22 protein-coding genes are annotated in these 26515 nt (G+C 68.1%); 8 read left to right on the forward strand and 14 right to left on the reverse strand.

Annotation, left to right across the window (positions count from 1 at the left end; translation table 11 throughout):
• Positions 1-138: 138 nt before the first annotated feature.
• The 3 genes from ACFV7R_RS38040 to thyX form a co-directional block, all read right to left on the reverse strand.
• Complete coding sequence (locus ACFV7R_RS38040; RefSeq protein WP_385272444.1) at positions 139-1824, reverse strand: ribonuclease J; 1686 nt, start codon at positions 1822-1824, stop codon at positions 139-141.
• 153 nt (positions 1825-1977) lie between these two features.
• Positions 1978-2877, reverse strand: a complete 900-nt coding sequence (gene dapA / locus ACFV7R_RS38045) for a 4-hydroxy-tetrahydrodipicolinate synthase (RefSeq protein ID WP_385272447.1) — start codon at positions 2875-2877, stop codon at positions 1978-1980.
• 214 nt (positions 2878-3091) lie between these two features.
• Positions 3092-3850, reverse strand: a complete 759-nt coding sequence (gene thyX, locus ACFV7R_RS38050; RefSeq protein WP_385272450.1) for an FAD-dependent thymidylate synthase — start codon at positions 3848-3850, stop codon at positions 3092-3094.
• 213 nt (positions 3851-4063) lie between these two features.
• On the opposite strand from thyX, the gene ACFV7R_RS38055 reads away from it, so the two are divergent.
• The gene (locus ACFV7R_RS38055) at positions 4064-4309 is read left to right on the forward strand and encodes a hypothetical protein (protein WP_385272453.1); all 246 of its coding nucleotides are present in this window, start codon (positions 4064-4066) and stop codon (positions 4307-4309) included.
• Between the two features lie 99 nt (positions 4310-4408).
• Positions 4409-4966, forward strand: coding sequence for a hypothetical protein (locus tag ACFV7R_RS38060; RefSeq protein WP_385272456.1), 558 nt, complete (start codon positions 4409-4411; stop codon positions 4964-4966).
• Positions 4967-5057: 91 nt separating this feature from the next.
• Here the strand turns inward: ACFV7R_RS38060 and ACFV7R_RS38065 are convergent, their stop codons facing one another.
• The 5 genes from ACFV7R_RS38065 to rpsO form a co-directional block, all read right to left on the reverse strand.
• Entirely contained in the window at positions 5058-5513 is a 456-nt protein-coding gene (locus ACFV7R_RS38065; protein WP_385272459.1) for a hypothetical protein, read from the reverse strand.
• 8 nt (positions 5514-5521) lie between these two features.
• Complete coding sequence (dapB, locus tag ACFV7R_RS38070; RefSeq protein ID WP_129801134.1) at positions 5522-6274, reverse strand: 4-hydroxy-tetrahydrodipicolinate reductase; 753 nt, start codon at positions 6272-6274, stop codon at positions 5522-5524.
• Positions 6275-6303: 29 nt separating this feature from the next.
• Complete coding sequence (locus ACFV7R_RS38075; RefSeq protein ID WP_385272462.1) at positions 6304-7683, reverse strand: M16 family metallopeptidase; 1380 nt, start codon at positions 7681-7683, stop codon at positions 6304-6306.
• Positions 7680-9899 (reverse strand): polyribonucleotide nucleotidyltransferase, encoded by a 2220-nt coding sequence (locus ACFV7R_RS38080; protein WP_385272465.1) that lies wholly within the window; start codon positions 9897-9899, stop codon positions 7680-7682. The genes ACFV7R_RS38075 and ACFV7R_RS38080 overlap by 4 nt, the downstream gene beginning before the upstream one ends.
• 336 nt (positions 9900-10235) lie before the next feature.
• Positions 10236-10523 carry a 30S ribosomal protein S15 gene (gene rpsO / locus ACFV7R_RS38085; RefSeq protein ID WP_004982702.1) on the reverse strand — a complete coding sequence of 96 codons (288 nt, stop codon included), beginning with the start codon at positions 10521-10523 and terminating at the stop codon, positions 10236-10238.
• 264 nt (positions 10524-10787) lie between these two features.
• Here rpsO and ACFV7R_RS38090 point away from each other — a divergent pair, with 264 nt between their 5' ends.
• Positions 10788-11081 carry a DUF397 domain-containing protein gene (locus ACFV7R_RS38090; RefSeq protein WP_385272468.1) on the forward strand — a complete coding sequence of 98 codons (294 nt, stop codon included), beginning with the start codon at positions 10788-10790 and terminating at the stop codon, positions 11079-11081.
• A gap of 45 nt (positions 11082-11126) precedes the next feature.
• Here the strand turns inward: ACFV7R_RS38090 and eccD are convergent, their stop codons facing one another.
• Positions 11127-12635, reverse strand: coding sequence for a type VII secretion integral membrane protein EccD (gene eccD, locus ACFV7R_RS38095; protein WP_385272471.1), 1509 nt, complete (start codon positions 12633-12635; stop codon positions 11127-11129).
• 332 nt (positions 12636-12967) lie between these two features.
• On the opposite strand from eccD, the gene eccCa reads away from it, so the two are divergent.
• Both eccCa and ACFV7R_RS38105 read left to right on the forward strand, forming a co-directional pair.
• The gene (eccCa, locus tag ACFV7R_RS38100) at positions 12968-16945 is read left to right on the forward strand and encodes a type VII secretion protein EccCa (RefSeq protein WP_385272474.1); all 3978 of its coding nucleotides are present in this window, start codon (positions 12968-12970) and stop codon (positions 16943-16945) included.
• Positions 16942-17973, forward strand: coding sequence for a hypothetical protein (locus ACFV7R_RS38105; protein ID WP_385272477.1), 1032 nt, complete (start codon positions 16942-16944; stop codon positions 17971-17973). The genes eccCa and ACFV7R_RS38105 overlap by 4 nt, the downstream gene beginning before the upstream one ends.
• A gap of 139 nt (positions 17974-18112) precedes the next feature.
• Here ACFV7R_RS38105 and ACFV7R_RS38110 read toward each other — a convergent pair whose 3' ends face one another.
• The 5 genes from ACFV7R_RS38110 to ACFV7R_RS38130 form a co-directional block, all read right to left on the reverse strand.
• Positions 18113-18412, reverse strand: a complete 300-nt coding sequence (locus tag ACFV7R_RS38110; protein WP_224733539.1) for a WXG100 family type VII secretion target — start codon at positions 18410-18412, stop codon at positions 18113-18115.
• Between the two features lie 95 nt (positions 18413-18507).
• The gene (locus ACFV7R_RS38115) at positions 18508-18855 is read right to left on the reverse strand and encodes a hypothetical protein (RefSeq protein ID WP_385272480.1); all 348 of its coding nucleotides are present in this window, start codon (positions 18853-18855) and stop codon (positions 18508-18510) included.
• 138 nt (positions 18856-18993) lie between these two features.
• The gene (locus tag ACFV7R_RS38120) at positions 18994-20232 is read right to left on the reverse strand and encodes a S8 family serine peptidase (RefSeq protein ID WP_385272483.1); all 1239 of its coding nucleotides are present in this window, start codon (positions 20230-20232) and stop codon (positions 18994-18996) included.
• Between the two features lie 90 nt (positions 20233-20322).
• Positions 20323-22101, reverse strand: coding sequence for a hypothetical protein (locus ACFV7R_RS38125; RefSeq protein ID WP_385272486.1), 1779 nt, complete (start codon positions 22099-22101; stop codon positions 20323-20325).
• A gap of 2 nt (positions 22102-22103) precedes the next feature.
• A complete protein-coding gene (locus ACFV7R_RS38130) occupies positions 22104-22550 on the reverse strand; it encodes a hypothetical protein (protein ID WP_385272489.1) in 447 nt (148 codons plus the stop codon).
• 434 nt (positions 22551-22984) lie between these two features.
• Here ACFV7R_RS38130 and ACFV7R_RS38135 point away from each other — a divergent pair, with 434 nt between their 5' ends.
• The 3 genes from ACFV7R_RS38135 to ACFV7R_RS38145 all read left to right on the forward strand — a co-directional run bounded on the left by ACFV7R_RS38135 (position 22985) and on the right by ACFV7R_RS38145 (position 26312).
• Positions 22985-23455, forward strand: coding sequence for a hypothetical protein (locus ACFV7R_RS38135; protein WP_385272492.1), 471 nt, complete (start codon positions 22985-22987; stop codon positions 23453-23455).
• A gap of 11 nt (positions 23456-23466) precedes the next feature.
• On the forward strand, positions 23467-25773 hold the full coding sequence (locus ACFV7R_RS38140) for a hypothetical protein (RefSeq protein WP_385272495.1): 2307 nt from the start codon (positions 23467-23469) through the stop codon (positions 25771-25773).
• Positions 25774-25949: 176 nt separating this feature from the next.
• Positions 25950-26312 (forward strand): hypothetical protein, encoded by a 363-nt coding sequence (locus ACFV7R_RS38145; protein ID WP_385272498.1) that lies wholly within the window; start codon positions 25950-25952, stop codon positions 26310-26312.
• The last annotated feature ends 203 nt before the right edge of the window (positions 26313-26515 follow it).

The following is a 26515-nucleotide window of genomic DNA, read 5'->3' on the forward strand; positions in this document are numbered from 1 at the left end:
TGCGCGTTGCAGCGGGGGTCGGGGGCGGGCCCCGGCGGGCCGCGCCGGGCGCCCCGCTCTCCCGGCTTTTGGCGGCCTCCTCGTCGCCCGTGCCCCCCCCCCGCTCCCGGTTCACGCGTACGAGGGGTCGTACGCGGGTCAGACCTCCACGACGACCGGGAGGATCATCGGCCTGCGCCGATACGTGTCGGAGACCCACTTGCCCAGCGTGCGGCGGATGAGTTGCTGCAGCTGGTGGGGCTCGACGACGCCGTCCTGGGCCGAGCGCTCGAGTGTCTCCGTGATCTTCGGGATGACATCGACGAAGGCCGCGTCCTCGATGCCCGAGCCGCGGGCCTGGACATGCGGGCCGCCCGTGATCTTGCCGGTGGACGAGTCCATGACGACGAAGACCGAGATGATGCCCTCCTCGCCCAGGATCCTGCGGTCCTTGAGGGCCGGCTCGCCGACGTCGCCGACCGAGAGGCCGTCGACGTACACATAGCCCGCCTGGACCTTGCCGGAGATCTTCGCCTTGCCCTCGAGGAGGTCGACGGCGACTCCGTCCTCGGCGATCACGATGCGGTCGTGGGGAACACCGGTCAGGGCACCGAGTTCCGCGTTGGCCCGCAGGTGGCGCCATTCGCCGTGGACCGGCATCAGGTTGCGCGGCCTGCAGATGTTGTAGAAGTACAGGAGCTCGCCCGCCGAGGCGTGGCCGGAGACGTGAACCTTGGCGTTGCCCTTGTGGACGACGTTGGCGCCCCAGCGGGTGAGACCGTTGATGACGCGGTAGACCGCGTTCTCGTTGCCGGGGATGAGGGACGACGCCAGGATGACCGTGTCGCCGTCGACGATGCGGATCTGGTGATCCCTGTTGGCCATGCGGGACAGGGCCGCCATCGGTTCGCCCTGTGAGCCCGTGCAGACCAGGACCACCTCGTTGTCCGGCAGGTCGTCGAGTGTCCGGACGTCGACCACCAGGCCCGGGGGGACCTTCAGGTAGCCGAGGTCCCTGGCGATGCCCATGTTGCGGACCATGGAGCGGCCGACGAAGGCCACCCTGCGGCCGTACTCGTGGGCCGCGTCCAGAATCTGCTGGATGCGGTGGACGTGGCTGGCGAAGCTCGCCACGATGATCCGCTTGCGGGCGGACGCGAAGACCTGGCGCAGGACGTTGGAGATGTCGCGCTCGTGCGGGGTGAAGCCGGGGACCTCGGCGTTCGTGGAGTCGCTGAGGAGGAGGTCGATGCCTTCCTCGCTCAGCCGCGCGAAGGCGTGCAGGTCGGTGAGGCGGTTGTCCAGCGGGAGCTGGTCCATCTTGAAGTCGCCGGTGTGGACGACCATGCCCGCAGGGGTGCGGATGGCCACGGCCAGGGCGTCGGGGATGGAGTGGTTGACCGCGACGAACTCGCAGTCGAACGGGCCGATGCGCTCCCGGTGCCCCTCCGCCACCTCGAGGGTGTACGGCCGGATGCGGTGTTCCTGAAGCTTGGCCTCGATGAGAGCGAGGGTCAGCTTGGAGCCGATCAGTGGGATGTCCGGCTTCTCGCGGAGCAGGAACGGGACGCCGCCGATGTGGTCCTCGTGGCCGTGGGTGAGGACGATGCCCTCGATGTCGTCGAGGCGGTCCCGGATGGAGGTGAAATCCGGCAGGATCAGGTCGATTCCGGGCTGCTCCTCCTCGGGGAAGAGCACTCCGCAGTCGACGATCAGCAGGCGGCCGCCGTACTCGAAGACCGTCATGTTCCGGCCGATCTCGCCGAGGCCGCCGAGCGGGGTGACCCGCAGGCCGCCTTCGGGGAGCGGCGGGGGCGGGCTGAGTTCAGGATGCGGATGACTCAAAAGACTCTCCTCACCACGCGCGCCACGTACCGGTTGGGCACGTGGCGCGCGTGACGTTCGTGCAGAAGCAGTTGTCGTTGTGGGGTGCAGGCACCGGTGGCCCGCGTATTCAGTTGTGAAGTCCGTACACGCCCGGTCGGGCGAAGCCTGATGTCAGAGCTGTACCCCGCCGGCGGCAAGATCGATCTTGAGCTGCTCGATCTCCTGGGCCGTGAGTTCGACCATGGGCGGACGCAGGGGGCCGCCGGGCAGGCCCTGGAGGGCGAGGGCGGCCTTGGTGGTCATGACGCCCTGGGTGCGGAACATGCCGGTGTAGACCGGGAGCAGCTTCTGGTGGATCTCGGTGGCCTTCTGGACATCGCCCGTCGTGTAGGCCTCGACGAGCTCGCGCAGTTCGGGCGTGACGACATGGCCGACGACGGAGACGAACCCGACCGCGCCCACGGAGAGCAGCGGCAGGTTGAGCATGTCGTCGCCGGAGTACCAGGCGAGGCCTGACCGGGCGATGGCCCAGCTTGCGCGGCCGAGGTCGCCCTTGGCGTCCTTGTTGGCGACGATCCGCGGGTGCTCGGCGAGGCGGACCAGCGTCTCCGTGTTGATCGGGACGCCGCTGCGGCCGGGGATGTCGTACAGCATGACCGGCAGCTCGGTGGCGTCGGCGACGGCCTTGAAGTGCTGGTAGAGGCCTTCCTGCGGGGGCTTGTTGTAGTACGGCGTGACGACGAGGAGGCCGTGCGCGCCGGTCTTCTCGGCGGCGCGGGCCAGCTCGATGCTGTGGTGGGTGTCGTTGGTGCCGACACCGGCGACGATGTGGGCGCGGTCGCCCACTGCCTCCAGAACCGCTCGTACGAGGTCCGATTTCTCCGCGTCGCTCGTGGTGGGGGACTCGCCGGTGGTGCCGTTGATGATCAGGCCGTCGTTGCCTGCGTCCACCAGGTGCGTGGCGAGCCGCTGCGCGCCGTCTAGGTCAAGTGCGCCGTCCGCCGTGAAGGGCGTGACCATGGCGGTGAGGACCCGCCCGAAGGGGGTCTGCGGAGTGGAGGTCGGAGCCATGGGTTACACGCTACTCGTTGCTCACGGCGGGGTCTGCCCTCGGGGGCCGGATAAGTCAGGACAAAGATGGAGCCCGGCACTGCCTGCTCGGGGGTTCAAGCAGTGCCGGGTCCGTTTGATCAGGCTAGATGAACTTCTCCAAATGCCGCAATACGGACACTTCGCCCGGCTGGTCCGTACATCTGTGCTCGGCGAGCGGGGAAGCGCATCTACGTTACGGCGCCACGCGGCCGTTGGCGTTGAAGGCGGCATGCGTGAGCGGCATGAGGCCGGCCCACTCGGCCTCCATCTTCTCGCCGACCATCTCGATCTCACGCTGCGGGAAGGACGGGACCTTGGCCAGCTCGTGCTGGGTGCGCAGGCCGAGGAAGTGCATCAGCGAGCGGGCGTTGCACGTGGCGTACATCGAGGAGTACAGGCCGACCGGGAGGACCGCGCGGGCGACCTCGCGGGCGACGCCGGCGGCGAGCATCTCCTGGTAGGCCTCGTAGGCCTGGCGGTACGAGTCCTCCATGACACGGCCGGCCAGCTCCTGCTGGGCCTGAGTGCCCTCGACGAACCGGTACTTGCCCGGGCGGCCCTCCTGGACCAGCTTGCGGGACTCGTCGGGGACGTAGAACACCGGCTGGAGCTCGCGGTAACGGCCGCTCTCCTCGTTGTACGACCAGCCCACGCGGTGCCGCATGAACTCGCGGAAGACGAAGATCGGGGCGCTGATGAAGAACGTCATCGAGTTGTGCTCGAAGGGGCTGCCGTGCCGGTCCCGCATCAGGTAGTTGATCAGGCCCTTGGAGCGCTCCGGGTCCTTGTTCAGCTCGTCCAGGGACTGCTCGCCGGCGGTCGAGACGCGGGCGGCGAACAGCACGTCGGCGTCCGAGGCGGTGTGCTTGACCAGCTCGACGGTGACGTCGCTGCGGAAGCTCGGCTTGAGATCCGGGGCTTCCTGGGGTGCGTCGGCGGGGGTGTCGGTCACGGCTTGGAGGGTCCCTTCCATCCACTTCTCTCGGGCGGCGCCCACTCTACGGCCCGGCACTGACATCGGGGCGTTCGGTGCCGGGCCGCGACATTCGTCGGCGAACGTCGGCAACTTCTGCGAATTCGGCGAAACTGGGCACCTTTTGGGGCACTCGCTCGTCTGTGTTGGTGACAGCGATGCGTTCGAGCCCTGAGAGGAGAAGCAGCACCGATGTTCCGTCGGCGCGAACCCGTGCCGTTCGCCTTCCTCGCCGAAGCCGACAGGTTTCGTAGCAACGTCACTCCCCCATCCCGCGAGCGGGCCACCGCCGGGCAGATAGCCGGGCGTTGGCTCATGGGGCTCACCATCGTCGCCGCACTGGTGGGTTCCCTGGTGATCGGCATGCCGGCGCTGGAGCTGGAGCTCGACCACTCGGCCGAGCACCCGCATCAGTCCCAGGCGTCCGAAGGGCGCTGAGCCGGAGCTGACTCGGACGGACCCCCAGGGTGGTGAGCGGGGGCGCAGGTCGATAACCTCACCGGCACAGCCCATGCATGGATTGAGTGAGGACCAGCCGTGCCCCTGCCCTTCCTGACGGCCGACCGCGCCTTCGACGCAACGGACGACGTCGCGCTGCCGTTCGACGATCGCGACCGCTGGCGGCGGCCCTACCGTCCCGGGCCCTGGCGCGTGGGCACGGCTGCGATCTGGCTGCTGCTCGCCTCGTACGTGCTGTTCGCCGCGGTGATCATCGCGCTGACCGGCACACTGCCGTCCGCCGGGGTGGTGCTCGGCATCGCGCTGGTGGTCATTGTCGGGGCCCTGCGGCTGCTGCGCATGGGCGTGTGGGTGAGCGCCCACGGGCTGCGGCACGTGGGCTTCCTCCTCACGCGTACGGTGCGGTGGGACCAGGTCGTCGCCGTGCGGACGGTTCAGCAGCCGGTGCGCTGGTTCGGGCTGCCGCGCACCGTGCAGGGACAGGCCCTGCTCCTCGTACGCAAGGACCGGGCCGCGGACGACGTGCCGCCGCTGATGACCACGCACAACGCCGACTTCCTGGGGCGGCCGCAGGCGTTCGACCGGGCGGCGGACGCGGTGGAGGTATGGGCCGAGGAGTATCGGCGGGGCATCTGACACCGGTTGCGGTGGCCTCCCCTCGACCACCGCAACCATTGGTTGAGGCACCACGACGGCGATCAACCACGTCCGCGAGAACGGCGTCGGCTCAGGCGCAAAAAGGAGCCTTGCCCTCGTGCAGGGCGATCGCCCGTTGCATCGCCTTGCGGGCGCGTGGGGTGTCGCGGGCGTCGTGGTAGGCGACGGCAAGGCGGAACCAGGCGCGCCAGTCGTCCGGCGCCGCCTCTGTCTCGGCCTTGCGCCGGGCGAAGACCTCGTCGGCCGAGTCGCGGTCGATACGGCCGCTGGGCATGCGCTTCAGCTCGTCGACGGGCAGGCCGCCCTCGGCCTCGAGTTCGGCGGCGAGCTGGTTGGCCCTGCGGACGAACTGGGTGTTCTTCCACAGGAACCACAGGCCGATCACCGGCAGGATCAGCACCGCGACACCGAAGGTGACGGTGAGCAACGTGCCGGTCTTGATGAGCAGCACTCCGCGGCTGCCGACCAGGACGAAGTAGAAGACCAGGACGGCGGCCGTGAGGGCGTAGGACAGCTTGGCTCGCATGGCTCGCGTCAGCTCAGGTCCAGGAAGTTTTCCAGGCCGAAGGTCAGGCCCGGAGTGGTCACCACGCGGCGCGCGCCCAGCAGGATGCCCGGCATGAAGCTGCTGTGGTGCAGGGAGTCGTGCCGGATGGTGAGGGTCTCGCCCTCGCCGCCGAGCAGCACCTCCTGGTGCGCGAGCAGACCGCGCAGGCGGACGGCGTGCACGGGCACGCCGTCGACGTCGGCGCCGCGCGCGCCGTCCAGGGCCGTGACGGTGGCGTCCGGCGCCGGGGCGGTGCCGGCCGCACGGCGGGCCTCGGCGATGAGCTGTGCGGTGCGGGTGGCGGTGCCGCTGGGGGCGTCGACCTTGTTCGGGTGGTGCAGCTCGACGACCTCGACGGACTCGAACCAGGGTGCGGCGATCTGCGCGAACTTCATGGTGAGCACGGCGCCGATGGAGAAGTTCGGCGCGATCAGCACGCCGGTCTCCGGGGACTGGGCCAGCCAGCCCCTGAGCTGCGCGAGGCGCTCGTCGGTCCAGCCGGTCGTGCCGACGACGGCGTGGATGCCATGCCGTACGCAGAAGTCGAGGTTGCCCATCACCGAGGCGGGGGTGGTCAGCTCGACGGCCACCTGGGCGCCGGTCTCGGCCAGCGTCTCCAGCTTGTCGCCCCGGCCGAGGGCGGCGACCAGCTCCATGTCCTCGGCGGCCTCGACGGCTCGTACCGCCTCCGAACCGATCCGGCCCTTGGCACCGAGGACCGCCACGCGCAGCTTGCTCATGATCTTGCTTCCTTACCGGATACGGGGGGTCAGGCGACGGCCTCGTGCAGCCGGGACGCCTGTTTGTCCTTCAGCGGGCCGATGACCGACAGGGAGGGCCGTTGTCCCAGAATCTCGCGGGCGACCGAGCGGACGTCGTCCGGGGTGACCGAGGCTATCCGGGCCAGCATGTCGTCGACGGACATCTGCTCGCCCCAGCACACCTCGCTCTTGCCGATGCGGTTCATCAGCGCGCCGGTGTCCTCCATGCCGAGGACCGTGGAGCCGCGGAGCTGGCCGATGGCGCGGTCGATCTCCTCCTCGGGCAGGCCGTGTTCGGCGACGTGGTCGAGTTCGTCGCGGCAGATCTTCAGCACGTCGTGGACCTGCGAGGGCCGGCAGCCGGCGTACACGCCGAACAGGCCGCAGTCGGCGAAGCCGGAGGTGTACGAGTACACGCTGTAGGCCAGGCCGCGCTTCTCGCGGACCTCCTGGAAGAGGCGGGACGACATGCCGCCGCCGAGCGCGGTGTTCAGCACGCCCAGGGCCCAGCGGCGCTCGTCGGTGCGGGCCAGGCCGGGCATGCCGAGCACGACGTGGGCCTGCTCCGTCTTGCGGCCGAGCAGCTCGACGCGGCCGGCGGTGCGGATGGCGCGACGGCCGTCGCGCGGGGCGAGGGGCGTGGCGTCGGGGTCCGTGAGGGCGCCGGCCTTCTCGAAAGCGGCACGGACCTGGCGTACGACCTTGTTGTGGTCGATGTTGCCGGCGCAGGCGACCACGAGGTGGGTCGGGTCGTAGTGCTTCTTGTAGAAGCGGCGGATGCGGTCGGCGGTGAGGGCGTTGACCGTGTCGACCGTGCCCAGGACCGGGCGGCCGAGGGGGTTGTCGCCGAACATGGTGTGCGCGAACAGGTCGTGCACGCAGTCGCCCGGATCGTCCTCGGTCATCGCGATCTCTTCGAGGATGGCGCCGCGCTCGATGTTGACGTCCTCCTCGAGGATCAGCGAGCCGGTGAGCATGTCGCAGACGACGTCTATGGCGAGCGGCAGGTCGGCGTCGAGGACGCGCGCGTAGTAGCACGTGTACTCCTTCGCCGTGAACGCGTTCATCTCGCCGCCGACGGCGTCGAGGGCGGAGGAGATGTCCAGGGCGCTTCTTCTCTGCGTGCCCTTGAAGAGCAGGTGCTCCAGGTAGTGCGTGGCGCCGTTCAGGGACCTGGTCTCGTCGCGGGAGCCGACGTGCGCCCAGATGCCGAACGTGGCGGAGCGCACGGAGGGCAGGGTCTCGGTGACGACGCGCAGGCCCCCGGGGAGGGTGGTCTTGCGGACGGTGCCGATGCCGTTCGTGCCCTTGATGAGGGTTTGGGTACGGGCGACGGCCCGCGCCTCCGAAGAGGTGCGGGCCGTCGCCTTGGAGCTACGGGACGTCACTGGTCGGCGTCGTCCTTCTTGTCCTCGGCAGCTTCCTCGCCCTCGATCACGGGGATGAGGGAGAGCTTGCCGCGGGAGTCGATCTCGGCGATCTCGACCTGGACCTTGTGGCCCACGCCGAGCACGTCCTCGACGTTCTCCACGCGCTTGCCGCCGGCCAGCTTGCGGATCTGCGAGATGTGCAGCAGGCCGTCCTTGCCCGGGAGCAGGGAGACGAAGGCACCGAAGGTGGTCGTCTTCACGACCGTACCGAGGTAGCGCTCGCCGACCTCGGGCATCGTCGGGTTGGCGATGCCGTTGATCGTGGTGCGGGCGGCCTCGGCGGACGGGCCGTCGGCGGCACCGATGTAGATCGTGCCGTCGTCCTCGATGGTGATCTCGGCGCCCGTGTCCTCCTGGATCTGGTTGATCATCTTGCCCTTGGGGCCGATGACCTCACCGATCTTGTCGACCGGGATCTTCACGGTGATGATCCGCGGCGCGTTCGGGGACATCTCGTCGGGCCGGTCGATGGCCTCCATCATCACGTCGAGGATGTGGAGACGGGCGTCGCGGGCCTGCTTCAGGGCGGCGGCGAGCACGGAGGCCGGGATGCCGTCCAGCTTGGTGTCGAGCTGGAGGGCGGTCACGAACTCCTTGGTGCCGGCGACCTTGAAGTCCATGTCACCGAAGGCGTCCTCCGCCCCGAGGATGTCGGTGAGGGTGACGTAGTGCGTCTCGCCGTCGATCTCCTGGGAGATCAGACCCATGGCGATACCGGCGACCGGGGCCTTCAGCGGCACACCGGCGTTCAGCAGCGACATGGTGGAGGCGCAGACCGAGCCCATGGACGTCGAGCCGTTGGAGCTCAGCGCCTCGGAGACCTGGCGGATCGCGTACGGGAACTCCTCGCGCGTCGGCAGGACCGGTACGAGGGCGCGCTCGGCGAGGGCGCCGTGGCCGATCTCGCGGCGCTTCGGGGAGCCGACGCGGCCGGTCTCGCCGGTGGAGTACGGCGGGAAGTTGTAGTTGTGCATGTAGCGCTTGCGGGTCACCGGGGAGAGGGTGTCCAGCTGCTGCTCCATGCGGAGCATGTTCAGGGTGGTGACGCCCAGGATCTGGGTCTCGCCACGCTCGAACACGGCGGAACCGTGCACCCGCGGGATGGCCTCGACCTCGGCGGCCAGCGTGCGGATGTCGGTGACACCGCGGCCGTCGATGCGCTTCTTCTCCTTGATCACGCGCTCACGGACCAGCTGCTTGGTCAGCGACCGGTACGCGGCGGAGATCTCCTTCTCGCGGCCCTCGAACTCCGGCAGGAGCTTCTCGGCGGCGAGCGCCTTGACGCGGTCGAGCTCGCTCTCGCGCTCCTGCTTGCCCGCGATGGTCAGCGCGGAGGCCAGCTCCGGGCGGACGGCTGCGGTCAGCGCCTCCAGGACGTCGTCCTGGTAGTCGAGGAAGATCGGGAACTCGGCGGTCGGCTTGGCGGCCTTCGCGGCGAGGTCGGCCTGGGCCTTGCACAGGACCTTGATGAACGGCTTCGCAGCGTCCAGACCGGCGGCGACGATCTCCTCGGTCGGCGCCTCGGCGCCGCCCTCGACCAGCGTGATGGTCTTGTCGGTGGCCTCGGCCTCGACCATCATGATCGCGACGTCGCCGTCCTCCAGGGTGCGGCCCGCGACGACCATGTCGAAGACGGCGTCCTCGAGCTCGGTGTGCGTCGGGAAGGCCACCCACTGGCCGCGGATCAGCGCGACGCGGACGCCGCCGATCGGGCCGGAGAAGGGCAGGCCGGCCAGCTGCGTGGACGCGGACGCGGCGTTGATCGCCACGACGTCGTACAGGTGGTCGGGGTTGAGCGCCATGATCGTGGCGACGACCTGGATCTCGTTGCGCAGGCCCTTCTTGAAGGACGGGCGCAGCGGGCGGTCGATCAGACGGCAGGTGAGGATGGCGTCCTCGGAGGGACGGCCCTCACGGCGGAAGAAGCTGCCGGGGATCTTGCCGGCGGCGTACATCCGCTCCTCGACGTCCACCGTCAGCGGGAAGAAGTCGAGCTGGTCCTTGGGGTTCTTGGAGGCGGTGGTGGCCGACAGCACCATGGTGTCGTCGTCCAGGTACGCCACGGCGGAGCCGGCGGCCTGCTTGGCCAGGCGGCCCGTCTCGAAGCGGATGGTGCGGGTGCCGAAGGCGCCGTTGTCGATGACGGCCTCGGCGTAGTGGGTCTCGTTCTCCACTAGTGTTTTCTCCTCGTCTTCGTCCCTCCTCGCCCGTGATGGCGGGGGGACGGTGGCGGAGAAGCGCGCCGTCTGGTGCGGGCCGGTCTTCGATCGAAGCACCCGGGGCTCGCTTCCCCCCGGGGGCCACTACCGAGGACCGGCGGCGGCGAGGTGCGCTTCTCCTCGTTCGTCTTGTGATCCCGCCATACCCCTGTTGGTACGCGGCATCACGCTGTGTCGTACGTCTTGCGTTGTGCTACCACACTACAAAGGGGCAGTGACACTGCGCACGTTTCCGCACGTACGGCAAAGGGAGCGGCCCCCTCGACAGGGAACCGCTCCCTTCACGGCGTCTTACTTGGCGCCCGCCGCACCGCGGCGGATGCCGAGGCGGTCGACCAGCGCACGGAAGCGCTGGATGTCCTTCTTGGCGAGGTACTGCAGCAGCCGGCGGCGCTGACCGACCAGGATCAGCAGACCACGGCGGGAGTGGTGGTCGTGCTTGTGGGTCTTGAGGTGCTCCGTCAGGTCGGAGATCCGACGGGACAGCAGAGCGACCTGGACCTCGGGGGAGCCGGTGTCACCCTCCTTGGTACCGAACTCGGAGATGATCTGCTTCTTCGTAGCGGCGTCGAGCGACACGCGTACTCCTCATAGTCTGTGAGTGGCCACCGAGTGCCCCCGGTCTTCATCGCGGGGGAGCTTCCGTTACTCGGGAGGCGGGGATCCGCTGGGCGCGGCCTCCAGAGCGGCGCTCCGGGGGTGCGTACACAAACGGCCGTCACTCAGGGTACCAGCAGCTGGTGACCGCCTGTCCCCCGCTCCCCGAACCGCCCGGCCGGCCCGGGCTCGGCCACTAGGGTGAGTGATCGGATCGTTCGTACGTCGGGAAGGGGTCGCTTCGGCATGGCGGAGACGGAAGCGGAGATGAAGGCGCGTAAGGAGCGGGAGCGGGACGAGCTCTACGCGCTCGACATCTCGGACGTCGAGTGGCACAGCGCGCCGGGCACGGAGGAGCACGAGGAGCGCGTCGAGATCGCCTACCTCCCCGATGGCGCGGTGGCCATGCGCTCGTCCCTCGACCCCGACACCGTGCTGCGGTACACGGAGGCGGAGTGGCGGGCGTTCGTACTGGGCGCGCGGGACGGGGAGTTCGACCTGGAGCCGGCCCCGCACAACGGCGGGCTTGCGTCGGAGTGAAACGAGTGGGGGCGGCACGCGCGTGTGCCGCCCCCACTGCCGGTTTCAGTTGCCGGCCATGGACCGGGCGGACGCGTACACGTCGAACACGGCGAGCGCCAGGGGGACCAGGGTCAGCAGGACGAAGGTCTCGGCGATCTCCATGAAGCGCCCCCAGAAGGGGGTGACACCGCTGCGCGGGGTGATCAGGCCGATCGCGGTCACCAGTGCGGTGGCTCCGGCGATGGCGGCGGCGAGCCAGACCGTGCGGATGTCGAGGCCGGCGGTGTCGCCCTGGAGGGCGTCACGCCAGTACTCCACGGGCGGGTTCAGGGCGAGCCCGAGGCCGAGGAAGACAAGGGCGGCGAGACCGGCGGCGAGCGTGGCGCCGACCTGCGCGGTGTAGCGGAACAGGTGAGCCCGCATCAGCATGGCGACGCCCGTGGCCAGGGCGAGGAGCTGCGCCCACACGTTGCTGGAGAAGCCGAGGACGATCGACGCGCCGACCGTGACGAGCGCGCACCCGCCGACGAGGCCGACGAGGAGTTCGTGGCCGCGGCGGGCCTGGGCGGCGATGCGCTCGGCGTCGACGGGCTCCTGCGCGGCGGTCTCCTCCGTCGTGTAGCCGCGTGCGGGGTTGGGCGGTTCGAAGCCGATGGGCAGCCGCGCGAAGCGCATGGACAGGCCGGGCAGGAAGGCGAGGGCGCAGACCGCGAGCGGGGCGCAGACAGCGGCCGTCTCGATGGGCTTCAGATCCGTGAGGATCGCGACGAACGTGGTGAGCAGACCGATCGTGGCGGCGAACACGAACGCCACGAAGGGGCCGTCACCGCCCGGCGACACCAGCGTGAGGACGACGGAGGCGACGAGCACCGCCGCGCACGCGAGCAGGAACTGCAGCCGTCCGATGCCCTGCCCCTCCGACAGCGGCAGCAGTCCGGAGCCCGCCACGGCGATGTTCGGCAGGGCGCCGAGCCCCAGGGCGATCGCCGAACCCCGGTCGTCGTACACCCGCGCGCGGACGCACGCGATGGTGGTCAGCAGGACACCGGTGACGGCGGCGAGGATGCCCTGGAGGCTGTGCATGTCGTGGCGGATCTGGGAGCTCCAGACCACGAAGGCGAGCAGCGCGGGCAGGATCCCGCCCGCGACCAGGCCGGCGGCGCGGGTGAACGCGCCGCTCCACAGCGTGCGGTCCTGCGTGACGGCGGAGGCGACGGCCTCGGAGACGTCGTCGAAGACCGCGGGTGGCAGCGACTCGGCGAACGGACGCAGCGTCAGCAGCTCGCCGTCGAGGATGCGTTGGGCGGCGAAGGAACGGGAACCGTCGAGGACGGTGCCGTCCCGGCGTACGAGGTGGTAGCCGACCGGGGCGCCCTCGGCGGGGCTCTGCCGGGAGAGCCGAAGGATCTCCGGGTAGAGGTCGGCGACCGGTACGTCGTCGGGCAGCGCCACGTCGATGCGGCTGTCGGGCGCCACGATGGTGACCCGGCAGAACCCGAACCCGGTTCCCGTCCCGGAAAGGGCACCGGTGCCCGCTCCGCCGGTCGCGCCGGCCGGCGCGGAGGCCGTCATGCTCACCTGCTGTTCCCCCTCGTCGGTGGTGACGGCGGTCGCGGCGCCGAGCGTACGACCGCCTGTGAAAATCCCGTGTACATTACGCCCCGCCGCCCGCGCCGCCGGTCACATGCGCCGCGTTGCCCGGGATCAGGCGGGGAGCACTCGTGTCGAACGCTGCGGATTGCCCGGTTTTCCCCGGCCGATTCGCACCTGCTCACACGTCTCACGGGCACCCTACCGCCCGCCCTTGTCAGTGGGTGTCAGTAGGATCGCGCTGCGCGATCGACGTTCGCCGGACACGGGGCGGCGGACGGAACGGATCGGTCCGGCAAGGGAATTGGTGCGAAGTGAGCCACGTCGTCGTCAAGCGCCCGCCGCGGGCACTGCCGAAGGGAGTGCCCACGGACGAGGTCGTGCTGCAGCCACCGCCGGAACTCCCGCGGGGGCAGCAGGAAGGCGCTCTGATGCAGCTCCTGCCGATGCTCGGCATGGGCGGGTCCGTGGTGTTCTTCTTCAACCCCCAGGCCCAGCCATTCATGAAGATCATGGGCATGGTGATGATCGCCTCGACGATCGCCATGGGCGTCGCGATGCTGATCCGCTACCGGCGGGGCAACCAGGGTCAGTTGGCCGACATCCGCCGCGACTACCTCCGGTATCTGTCGCAGACCCGCCGTGACGCCCAGAAGACCGCCAAGACCCAGCGCGACGCCCAGTACTACCTGCACCCTTCACCGGAGCAACTGTGGGCGCTGGTCGCCGAAGGCAGCCGGGTGTGGGAACGCCGCGCCGGTGACGAGGACTTCGGGCAGGTGCGCGTGGGCCTCGGGGCGCAGGCCCTGGCCACTCCCCTGATCCCGCCGCAGAGCGCGCCGGTGGACCAGCTGGAGCCGCTCACGGCGGGCGCCATGCAGCGCTTCGTGGCCACGCACAGCACCCTCGAGGACCTGCCGATGGCGGTCTCGCTGCGCGCCTTCTACCACGTGTCGATCAGCGGCGATCCGGTCACCGTACGCGGCGCCGCGCGCGCGGTGACCGCCTCCCTCGCCTCGCTGCACTCCCCCGAGGACCTCGTCATCGCCGTCGCCACCGCGCGGGAGTCGGCACCCGAGTGGGAGTGGGCCAAGTGGCTGCCGCACGTACAGGCGCGGGGCGAGGCGGACGGCGCCGGCAGCCTGCGCCTGATCACCACCAACCCGGTCCAGCTGGAGGAGCTGCTGGACGCCCGGCTCCAGGGCCGCCCGCGCTTCCATCCGGCCGCGCCGCCGGTTCCCGAGCAGCCGCACGTGGTGGTCGTCCTCGACGGCGTCTCGCTGCCGCCGACCTCCCTGCTGGCCAGCCCGGAGGGCCTGCAGGGCGTCACGGTCCTGGAGGTGGTGCCCGGCGACCTCACGTCCGGACGCGGTGACCTCTCCGTCGTCGTACACCCGCGCGAGCTGCGCCTGGAGTCGGCGCACGGCATGGTCTACGAGGGCACGCCCGACGTCCTGTCGTACGAGGCGGCCGAGGCCCTGGCCCGGCAGCTGGCGCCGCTGCGGATGGCGTCGGGCGGGGACGACGACGAACCGCTGCTCGCCAACCTGGAGTTCACGGATCTGCTCAACCTCGGTGACGCGGCAGCCGTCGACCCCAGGCGCACCTGGCGGCCACGCTCGCAGTCCGAGCGGCTGCGCGTGCCGATCGGTGTCGGCGAGGACGGCCGGCCCGTGATGCTCGACCTCAAGGAGGCGGCGCAGGAGGGCATGGGCCCGCACGGCCTGTGTGTCGGTGCGACCGGTTCCGGCAAGTCGGAGCTGCTGCGCACCCTGGTCCTCGGCCTCGCCGTGACCCACTCCTCCGAGACCCTGAACTTCGTCCTCGCGGACTTCAAGGGCGGTGCGACCTTCGCGGGCATGGCCCAGATGCCGCACGTCGCCGCGGTCATCACCAACCTCGCCGACGACCTGACCCTCGTCGACCGCATGGGCGACTCGATCCGCGGTGAGCTCAACCGCCGCCAGGAGATGCTGCGCGACGCGGGCAACTACGCCAACATCCACGCCTACGAGAAGGCCCGCGCGGCCGGTGCCCCGCTGCAGCCGATCCCCTCGCTCGTCCTGGTGATCGACGAGTTCAGCGAACTGCTCACGGCGAAGCCTGACTTCATCGAGATGTTCGTGCAGATCGGCCGCATCGGCCGGTCGCTCGGCGTGCACCTGCTGCTCGCCTCGCAGCGTCTCGAGGAGGGTCGCCTGCGCGGCCTGGAGACCTACCTGTCGTACCGGATCGGTCTGCGGACGTTCTCGGCGGCCGAGTCACGCGCCGCGATCGGCGTCCCGGACGCGTACGAACTGCCGAACGTACCCGGCTCCGGCTTCCTGAAGTTCGGCACGGACGAGATGGTCCGCTTCAAGGCGGCGTACGTCTCCGGCGTGTACCGCTCCAGCGCCCAGCAGGCGGCGTCGTACGGCGGCCCGCTCCCGGTGGACCGCCGGCCCGTGCTGTTCACGGCCGCCCAGGTCCCGGTGCAGTACGTGGCGGTGCCGCAGCAGCGTCCGGAGGAGGAGCCGGACCAGCCGGACGACGCGCTCGCCGACACCGTGCTCGACGTGATCGTGCGGCGGCTGGAGGCGCAGGGCCCGGCGGCCCACCAGGTGTGGCTGCCCCCACTGGACAGCCCGCCGTCGCTGGACTCGCTGCTGCCCGGCCTGGCCGCGGTGCCGGGCCGCGGCCTCACCCAGCCCGGCTACGAGGGCGCGGGTCGGCTCGTCATCCCCGTCGGCCTCGTCGACAAGCCGTACGAGCAGCGGCGCGACCCGCTGTGGACCGACTTCGGCGGCGCGGCCGGCCATATGCAGATCCTCGGCGGCCCGCAGTCCGGCAAGTCGACCCTGCTGCGCTCGATCGTCGCCTCGTTCGCGCTCACGCACACCCCGCAGGAAGTGCAGTTCTACGGGCTCGACTTCGGCGGTGGCGGCCTGTCGGCCGTGGCTGGCCTGCCGCATGTGGGCGGGGTGGCCTCGCGCCTGGACCCGGAGAAGGTCCGGCGTACGGTCGCCGAGGTGTACGGCATCATGACCCGCCGCGAGGAGTACTTCCGCACCGCCGGCATCTCCTCCATCGCGGAGTTCCGCACCCGCCGCGCGCGTGGCGAGATCTCGACGACCGACCAGCCGTGGGGCGACGTCTTCCTCGTCATCGACGGCTGGGGCAACTTCCGTTCGGACTACGACGGCCTTGAGCCGGTGGTCGTGGACATCGCCGCGCGCGGTCTCGGCTACGGCATCCACGTCATCCTCACCGCCTCACGCTCGATGGAGGTCCGCTCCAACCTCAAGGACCACCTCATGAACCGCCTGGAGCTGAGGCTCGGCGACCCCATGGACTCCGAGTTCGACCGCAAGGTCGCGGCCAATGTGCCGACCGGCGTACCGGGCCGCGGGCAGACCCCGCAGAAGCAGCACTTCATGGCGGCGGTCCCGCGGATCGACGGCCTGTCCTCCGACACGGACCTGGCCGAGGCGACGCAGGCCCTCGCGGCCGAGGTCTCCCGGCATTGGCAGCAGCCGGGCGCCCCCGAAGTACGCCTGCTGCCCAGGGAGTTCGCTGCCACCCACCTCCCACCCGGCAACCGCTTCCCGAACCGAGGCATCGCCTTCGCGCTCGACGAGGACAACCTCGAGCCGGTGTTCGTGGACTTCGACCAGGACCCGTTCTTCCTCGTCTTCGGCGAGAGCGAGTCCGGCAAGTCCAACCTGCTGAAACTGCTCATCCAACGCCTCACCGAGCGCTACGACGGCAACGACTGCAAGCTGTTCGTGGTCGACAACCGGCGCTCCCTGCTCGGCGTGACGCCGAACTCGCATCTGGCGGAGTACATCCCCATGTCCAACCAGATGCAGCACCACATGGACGCCCTGGCCGACCTGATGCAACGCCGCACACCGACGGCGGACGTCACACCGGAACAGCTGCGCGACCGCAGCTGGTGGAGCGGCCCGACGGTGTACATCGTCATCGACGACTACGACCTCGTGTCCACGTCGAGCGGCAACCCTCTGTCGGGCCTCACAGAGCTGCTCCCGTTCGCCCGCGACGTGGGCGTGCGCTTCATCATCGCCCGCTCGACGGCGGGCGCGGGCCGGGCCGGCTACGAGCCGTTCATGCAGCGCATGAAGGAACTCGGCGCCCAGGGTGTGGTCCTCGCCGGCGACCCGGGCGAGGGCGACCTGCTGGGCGGGGTGCGGCCTCGGGCTATGCCTGCGGGGCGGGGAGTGTTCGTGTCGCGGAAGCGGGGGAAGCCGTTGGTTCAGGTGGGGTTGGTGCCGGAAGACCTCGGACAGTGAGGATTCTGCGGCGAATCGCCCTCTTCGTCGTCATCCCGTTGGCAGTCGTCCTCACGGCGGGCTACACCTGGTACCGCGTGAGCGACACCGGCGAGCGCTGGCGCTACGAGGACAAGCTGGCGACGTACTGCGACGGCCTGATCCCGTACGAGGAGTCAGCGGATTTCACCGGTTCCAGGGAGGTCACCTTGTCCGGAGACCGGTGGGAGGGTTTCGGCGACAGCGGCTACTACTCCTGCCGACTCGCCGTACTGACGGTGAACATCGGGCTGATCCCCGACGATGCGGTCGGGTCCGACTACGACTCCAACATCCTGAGCATGTTGGACACCGGCTCGTCGGGCTCGTCCGCATACCTTCCGGTCTCCCTCGGCGGCGGCTGGCGCGGTCACACGGACATGCGCAACACCGCTGTCGTGCTGCCTTGCGCCAACAAGAAGGCCTCCGTCGCCGTCTCCATCGACGGACACGAGTCGCACGAGAATCCGCCCGAGGCTCGGGCCATGGCTGAACTTGCTGCGACCATCTCCCGCAAGGCAGCGGCCCGCTGGTCATGCGATGCGGACTTCGGTGGCCCGATCCCCAAAGTCTGGGGATGGTCGAAGGCCACATTCGCGCCGGGCGGGGCGGAAGGCGCCTGCAAAGGCATCCGTGTTCCCGAATCCCAGTGGGTCGACTGGATGCAGGAGTCCGATGAGTCGAGCACCTCGCTGCGGGAGAGCTGTGTGCTCGGCGAGTCGAAGGAACGCGACGAGGCGGTGTACTACGTAAGCGCCTCGTACGGTCCGTACGCGCAGCGCCTGCGGTCGGCGACGGATGAACCGGGCTCGCTGAACGCGGACGCCGGTATCTCACGTGACCACGCGTGGGCGACCGCAGCGTGCCCCGGTCAGGCGCGGGCGATCTTCACCATTTACGCGACGGAGTACGCCGCGCCGACGAAGAGCTTTCTCACGTCCGCCTTGAAGGCGTTTGCCGAGCGGTCGGCGGCGCGGCATGGGTGTACGGATGTGAAACTGCCGAGCTGATCAAGGCGGGCAACGGGGCGAGGAAGGCTCGCTGAGCAGAGCAGCGTTCCCAGTACGAACGGAACAAGCATCGGGGTGGGCGTCTCCCGCGCACGCCCACCCCCGGAACTGCTCTGCTGCTCTGCGAGCCGACCGTGATCTACAGGAAGTAGCTGGCGGCCTTCTTGTCGCCTTCCATGTACGTACCGCCGGACTGGCCGACGACGTGGCCGATACCCATCAGTGCCTGGTGGATGTCGTTGGCTTCCTTGTCCCAACGGCGCAGCTTCTCGCCGAACTGACCTTGAGCCTGACCCGCCCAGTACTGCCGGCTGTTCTCGACCATCTGCCGGAGCTCCTGCAGATCCTGCTCGAGCTGCTTCGCCTCGTTACCAATCGTGGTGGCCGCGAAGTCCAGCCCGTCATAAGTGACGGAAAGGCCGTCATTGTTACGGCTCATGTCTGCCTACCTCGTCTCGCTCGCGTGTGCCGGTGATGTGCGGTGAACTACCGATGCCCGATGTCGTGAACCGATGTCCTCGGTTCCCGCGCGTCTCACATCGAGTTGAAAGCAGAGGGCTGAACCGTGGGAGCCCCGTCGTTGACGTTGATCCGGTTGACCGACGCGCGCACCTCGTCTTCCTTGCTGTCCTTGATGTTGCGCGCCGTGGTCATGGCTTCCATGACATCGCCGAGGATGACGCCGATGTTCTTCAGCGACTCGTTGATCTCGTACTGCTTCCGGTCGAACTCCGCACGACCGATACCGTGCCACTGGCCCTCGAGGCCGTCGATGACGCCCTGAAGCCCATGCACCCGCTTCCGGATGTTCTCGTACTTCTCGTACATCTGCTTCTGCAGCTTGACTACTGCTGCATCTTCAAGCTTCTGGTCCGTAGCCATGACCAGCCATCCCTTCCTCTGTCTGTTTTCTGGTCGATTGGTCCCGCGTCATCGCCTCAACCGGGCGATGACGCTGCGGAGGCCCGTATCCAGTGGCCCATGAGGCATCTGGTCACTCGGTACGGGCGGCTGATCACGTCACCTCGCACGCCGCGCCCGCAGGACGGCCGCACCGGCGCCCCCGAGCACGAGCACCGCGGCTGCGGCGCCCAGGGCGATCCACAGAGTGTTGCTGTCGTCGGCGGATTCCGCGCTTGATCCTGCCGCCGAGGTGCCGCCGGTCGAACCCTTTTCCGGGGCCTGTGACGAGGTTGATGCAGAGTCAGAAGGTGCAGACGATGCGGCGGACGAAGACGCCCCGGACTTCGCCAGTAGGTCGCCGCCGTTCTCCTCAGCGAGAGGGTCAGTGTCCGCGGCACCAGGGTCGTAGTTGGCGTTCTCAAGCACCATGCGCGGACGGACGATCCCGTAGCCGAGGTACTTGCTCGGATTGTCCTTGGACCAAGTACGTCCGGCCGTGTCGATGAGGGCTCGAGTGACCTGGTTCACCGTCCAGTCAGGGTGGGCCGACCAGATCAAGGCGGCGGATGCTGAGGCGATGGCGGCTGCGGGGCTCGTACCTGCTCGATCGCAATACGAGCGGAACGTGGCGTCGCACCATCCGGGGAAGTCCTGTCCCGGAGCCGCAAGGTCAACATAGTTGCCGGACGAGGAGAACTCCGACACCTTTCCGGATGCGTCGACCGCCGAAACCCCTACCACGTACGGATACGCGGCGGGATAGTCGATGAGCCCGCTCTCCCCCTCGCCGCCGCTGTTGCCAGCAGAGGCAATCAACAACTTGCCCTTGGAAGCGGCATAGTTGATGGCAGCTTCGTCCTCCTCGGTGGTCATGCCACCGAACGACATGCTGATGATCTTTGCGTCGCTGTCGGCAGCTGCCCTGAGCGCCTCCCATGAATCAGGCGTCTTCTCCCACTCCGCTGTCCCAGGCTCAAGCCCCTCGAACTGCGCTCGGTAGGGGACGATCTTGGCTCCCGGTGCCAGTCCTTGGAGACCACCGCCGACCCCCGTACCCGCGATCAACTCAGCCATGCTCGTTCCATGGCCCGCGTAGTCCTTTGTGGCACGGTACGAAACGGCCTTGGGTACTTCGTCCGCCAGAACCTGGCCCTTCAGGGAGGGGGTGTTCGCGTTCACGCCAGTATCGATGACAGCAACCTTGACCCCTTCACCGGTGCTGACCTTCCACATCTGCTCGGCCTGCATGGATTCCAGGTACCACTGCTGCGACTGGGCGTCGGCGGCAGCCGCGCTCGGAGCGAACCCCACACTCACCACGGCCAGGGCGCCGACGACTGCGCCCACAGCACGCACACGTCTACCGCACTGTGCCCCGAGGAGCGCAGTTCGCTCAGCTCGTCGGCTCGTCCCTGACTTCATGGCGTTGTCTGTCCTCGCTAGCACTCAGTTGACGACCGGCGGCACGTCGCGCCGCGGCTTATTGGGCAGGTGCGTTTCCTCGTCTTCGACCGAGTGGCTGGGCCGCGGCGATCCGATCGCGTTCCTTACCTTTCGGGGCTCCCCCTGACCGCCAGGCCCGCGTACAAGACCAGCGCCTCCGCGGGTCATGCCGTTGCGCTCGGCACCGGCGGCGGAGGTACGGGCTGCCGGGCTGCCAGTGACTCCCTGGGGCGTTCCCGAACCATCACGAGACACGTTGCCGCTCGTGGTGGACCTCACGCCGGACTCAGGCGCTCCGAAGACGCCACGCTGTCCGGGTCGGGCAGTCGTCGGCCGTGCGTTGGCCGTCGGCCCGGCACCGATGACCGTGCCCTGTGGAATCCTCGGACCGCTCTTCGCAGCAGTACCGCCAACAGTTGTAGGGCGACCTCCGACCACGCCGTTCGCACGGCCGGCACCGGTGGAGGGGCCACCAGCGGCTCGCGGCGCTGCCGTGCCACTGGCCCGTGACGTCCCACCGGTCACACCTGGGCCCATCGGGAACGGCTTCGATCCGGAAGCGGTTCCCCGGGCAACCGGCTGGCTGGTCGAGGTGGCCCGCCCCATCTGGTTGAGGGGGCCTTGTCCCACGGTGCGCCCCGAGCTGGAACTGGGCGCGCCCGTCATCCCGGCTCGCCCCTGCACGGACGCAGGCGTGCGGAGACCGCCTGCACCGCCAGTGGTCTTGCCAGAGAGGCTGTTGGGGATCTGGGGCGTGTAGCCGCCCCCAAACATGCTGGGCTGCCCGCTATTCGTAGGTGGCATTCCGGTGATTGGCGGAGTGTTGCCCGTCACCGGCGTAATCGTGGTCGGAGGCAGCGTGCCGACGCTGTTGATGTGCGTGCCGACAGGCTCGTCGGGGTGCGCGACTCGCCCTGTAATGTCCGTCGAAGCCACTGGCGTCTCGCTGGTGCCATGTACGCGGACCTGACCTGCCGACGGCACGGCCGCATGACCGTTCGCGACAGTCGGCGCGGCAGCGCCCTGGGAACCATCCGATGCGGTCCCACCAGACTCAGCCGAATACCTGGACGGCTGAGGAACCCCTACATCAGGCATGTTCTCGAACTTAGGAACCGGCAAAGCCTCAAGTTGCTGACCCGAGACCGCGTAGTACGACGCCAACCGATTCATCTGGTTGATCGCCTCCTGGCGATCCTTCTCCACCCGTACGGCGGCGGCGTACTCCTCTTTGTCCGCGGCCTTCTCGGCCTCGGTGAAATTCTCGGGTCGCTTCCTGTCCGGTTGCGCGTCACGTGACGGCATGGCTTTGCGCACCGACGCGAGTCCCTCGGCGGCGGCGGTGATCTGGTCACCCGCCGATCCGGCGAAATCGCTCAGGTCCTCGGTACTCACGACGAGCGAACGGCCCCACTTACGGAAGGCTTCGCCCGACTCGCCGACCCATCGAACATGCTCGATGTGGCCGTCGAGCTCCTTGGCTGCCGCCTTGATGGCATCGCGTGCTTCCCAAAGGGCCTTACCGGAGGACTCCAAGTCCTCCGGGTTCGTTGTCTCGACCAGGTCGAGCAACTGGTTGAGACCAAGGTTGGTCCCGTCAAAGTCCGTGCTGCGGTACACGGCCTGCCCAGAAGGCGTGGCTCCGACCACCGCATGCAGGGTGCCGTTCACCAGCCGGGTGAACAGCCCACCGTCCGGCGTGTCCTCAACACTCCGGGCGATGTCCGCGAAGGAGTTCTGCTGGCGGACGCGTTCCAGATCGACCTTGTGCTCATCCGTCATCGTCAGAACTTCCCGGTGTCGGCGTCGTTGGCGTGACGCTTGCCGTTATTCGCGTTCTGGATTTCCCTGATCTCCACCTGGATCTCATGGAAGCGCCGACGCTGCTCCTCCTCGAGATTCCCGAAACCGATGTGTGCTCCCTTGACAGCGATGCCGATCGCCTCGATCTGCAGGTGCAGGGTCTTGGACAGGGACGTCAGCTCCTCGTGGACTCGGTTGTACTGCAGGTACAAGCTCTTCGCCTCAGGAAAGACCGCGTGCTGCCCGCTACTCAACGACGTCTGCCTGATCGTCTGGGCGCCCACCTTGGTCGGGCTGCCGGCCGACGTCTCAAGGTCCTTGAGTACCGCGTCCACTCTCTTCATGAACGTGGTCAAGGCCTCGCCACTGGCCTCCAGGTTCGCTGCCCTGGCGGCGGACACGCCCCCCACCATGTCTGCCGGAAGCATGGTGCTCCCTCCCCGTTTCCCCGTACGCCGATGGGCTGAGGCCGACCGACCACTCGCCCCTACGATCGCAAAGCAAGTCGAGCCTCACATCGCAGGTACCACTGTAGCCACCCAACGCATCCGCTCCAACTGAGGTGTGTGTTAACTCAGTTACAAGACCGCGCCAGGCACTACGGATTGGCCTGGTATGCCGCGGGCACCTGCGCCGCAGCCCACCGCTCTCCGCCGCTCCGCTGCCTCGACCAGCGACGCCCACGCAAACCCGTTCGCAATCTTCGCAAGATCTCCACGCACAAGTGATCAATGGCTCCGCTGGAACACCAGTGATGTACGCACTCACTTGCTAGCGTGCTCGGCACTCGCCCCAGCGTCTCGAGGGGCGGCAGAGGCATCAGGAAGTCGAGCCAGAACGGTCACAGGGGAAGGTCCTGCGCATGGCATGGGACGAGTGGGAGCATCTGAAGTCCGAGGCTGCCGAGCGGCGTTCGACCCAGATGCGCCTCAACCAGCTGCCTGCCGAGGGGGGAGGCAGCGGTCGGGACCTGGTCGCGCGCCAGGACGATCTGGGCGCCGTCGGGCATGACGCCTACATCCTCTACGACGAGCTCAGCAAAGGAGCTGACATCGCTGCGGCGGGAGCCAACAAGGACGGCGCCGGCTCGACGATGCAGGCGGCGGCCACGCTGAAGTCCCATGGGTTCCAGACAGGCAGCGCTCTGGAGACGACCGTCAGCGTGTGGACGTCCCAGCTCAAGTCGGTGCTCCAGGCATGCGCACACATCTCCAACCACTTGGACTACAGCAAGAAGCGCCACACGGAGGACGATGCCCAGATCGCGGCGGTCGTTCGCGGACGGGACGGCTCCGCCATGTCCGTGTCGCAGCTCAACGAGTACTTCAAGTAGGAGATCCTCCAGTGGCCCTTACATTGACAGACCTTGTTGAGGTCGATCTGGGCAAGCTCGCCACATCCGTAGCGGACTGGAAGAAGACCGTCGATGGTCTCAAAACGTCGGCGGAGAACGCCCGCAAGGGGATGCAGGCCAAGTCGGACACGGCTCAGTGGGCCGGCGTCAACGCCACGGTGACCCGCGAATTCATCGCGAAGACGGCGAAGGAGATCTCGGATCTCCATACCGAGGCGAACAGCATCTACCAGGTACTCGACGACGGGCACACGGAGCTCGTGGCGCTCCAGAAGCAGGTGAAACAAGCCGTAGAGGGGGACGCGGCCAACCTAGGTGTCCGCGTCGAAGACCTCGGTGATGGCAACGTTCGCTGTTTCTTCCCGCATATCCGTGGAGACACGGACGAACGCACGCAAGAGCAGCTCAATGCCAAGCAGGAGCTGGAGAACCGGATCAAGCGGATCCTCTCCCACGCTGCCGAGATCGATTCCACAGTCGCTCGAGCCCTGGCCAAGAGCCACGGCAACGACGCCCACAACGTCGGCCACAGTAAGTACGAGTCCCTGAACGACGCCGAGGTCGAGCGCGCGCTGGAACTTGCCCGTAAGGGCGACGAGATGTCCGACGCGGAACTCCGCGAGCTCAATCGCCTCCTACAGTTCAACTCTTCGGAGAAGGACGGCGAGTTCGCGACCGAGTTCTATCAGGGACTCGGCGGGCCGGAGAAGGCGCTGGAGTTCTACGCCGCGATGTCGATCGACGGCACCGACTCCGAGGCAACGAAGACGCGACTCAACGCGGTTCAGGACCTGCAGAAGGTCATGGGCTACACCCTGGCCAACGCCACGGACCCTGACCACAAGCATCACCTGCCGGCCAGCTGGAACGCCGAATTCCGACGCCTCGGCACTCAGGAGATCGGCTGGCAGCCGGGACAGATGAACAAGCCGTACGGCTACCAGGTCCTCGGTGGCCTGCTCCGCTACGGCAACTACGATGCCCGTTTCCTCACACCCATCGCGGAGCACGTCACCCAGCTCCACAAAGAGGACCCGTACCGCTTCCTGTCGAACAAGCCAGCCGGCAGCCCGGACATCTACGGCTTCAACCCGTCCGGCAAGCTCGGTACGGGCAACGACCCGCTCAACAGCGTCCTGGAGGCGCTGGGCCATAGCCCCGAGGCCGCAGAAAAGTTCTTCACACAACCACCGACCGCGTACAACGAGGACGGCACGGCGAAGAAGGACGGCGAGCTGGGCTTCGGTTCGTATCTCGATGTCTTCACCGACGAGGACTTCGAGTGGACGATCGACACGAACGACACAAACGTTCTCGCCGACGAGGACAAGACCAAGAAGGCGCTGGCCTTCGGTCCCGAGGCGCTTGGCCACGCGCTGGAGGCGGCGACGACCGGGCGGCCGTACGACAGCGACGACACCGGTGATGCCATCCGGCACACCGAGGCACGCGCCAACCTGGTACGTCAGATCGTCGACAAGTTCGGGGAGCACCCGGAACTCATCCGACGCAACGAGAACGGCGACATCGATGATGCAACCGGGCCTCTCTACGGCATGCGGGGAAGCCTTGGCGACATCACTGCCGAGTACATGGGCGACTTCCAGCGGGCCATGTACGAGGAAGGCTCGTCCAGCGACATGTTCCCCACTTTTGGCACAGCCGCCAATCTCGATCCGGGCCATGTGCAGCAATTCCTGGGCGAAGTGGGCCAGGACCCCGACGCCTACGCAGCCATCACCAGCGCGCAACAGGCGTACACGGCAGATGTGGTGCACCGTGTCATCAACGCGGACGGCGTATCGGGTGCGTCACTGGACGGACGCGTACGTGACGCGGTCGCACCGGGCGCTGCTATGGCCGGCATCATGAGCGACTCTCGCGCGGACGCCATCTACAAGTACCACACGGCCATGGACACCGAATTCAACGAGTCCGCGGCGGAGAAGCAGAAGTGGGTGGACCGGATCCTCGGCATGGGAGTCGACACTGTCGGCCAGCGGGTACCGATCGCTGGCACCGTTATCGGATGGGCGTCCGAGGACATCCAGGAGTCCATCATGACGAGCATCCAGCAGGACACGACGACCGAGGCGGAGGCTGAAGCCGGGAGTGAGTACTCCAGCGGGCGTTCGCAGGCCATTCGGTCGGCGGAGGACGCGGTGTCTCGCGCACTCGTCAACAATCAAGAAATCGACTGGAAAACGGCGGACGACCTCAAGCGGGCCGCCCGTACGGCCGCAGGCATCAGCCACTCGGACGGTGCGCAGTGGAATTCGGAGAGTGACGCAAATTGAGGTGCAAGAGGTACACACTGCGCGGCGTCTCCTTGTTCGCTGTCGCGATCGTGGGGACAGCTTGCTCGTCCGACGAGCCGAAGCAGGAGTTCAGCGTCCCGAAGGCGCTCTGCGGGGTGTCGGTACCGGCCGATGCTCTGTCCCGGCTCCTTCCTGCCTCCGGGAAGGACCTCACCGTGGACAGCGAGGGGAACCTGGCCGACGGCTCCGTACTGTGCAAGGTCAACGTGGATGGCCATGACATGATCTTGACGCTCAACAGCGAGCGCATAGACACCGGCGATTCGGCACGGAACATCCTGCGGAGTCGTCTCTCCATCGGGCAGTCGAAGCCCGCGAAGGGCGGTGGCATCGCGTACTCCGACGGGGCTGCCGTCTCCTTGGTGAAATGCCGCGGAGCCGGTGTGGTGACTGAGGACATCAGCACGCTCATCAGGGTCCTGGAGCCAGGACGAGAAGACGAGACGGCAATGAAGAAGCTGATCTCCGGGTACACCACAGCACTGGAGAAGAGTCAGCCATGCACCAAGGCACCCTGAGTGCGACTCGACCGGGGAGCCGACTCCGAGCCGGCGATGAGGGTGGCGGTTCTGTGCCGCACCGCCACCATGGCCCTGGCCCCGGGACGCCTCTCATCTCCTTCGAACCTTCACGCGGACAAATCATGCACAACAGGCCTGCCCCCGATCTGCCCGTATCAGGTTGCTAAGTTGACCACAACTGCGACAGCCACCTGACGCAA

The sequence above is a fragment of the Streptomyces sp. NPDC059866 genome (genome assembly GCF_042731325.1).
GTDB lineage: Bacteria > Actinomycetota > Actinomycetes > Streptomycetales > Streptomycetaceae > Streptomyces > Streptomyces flavusporus.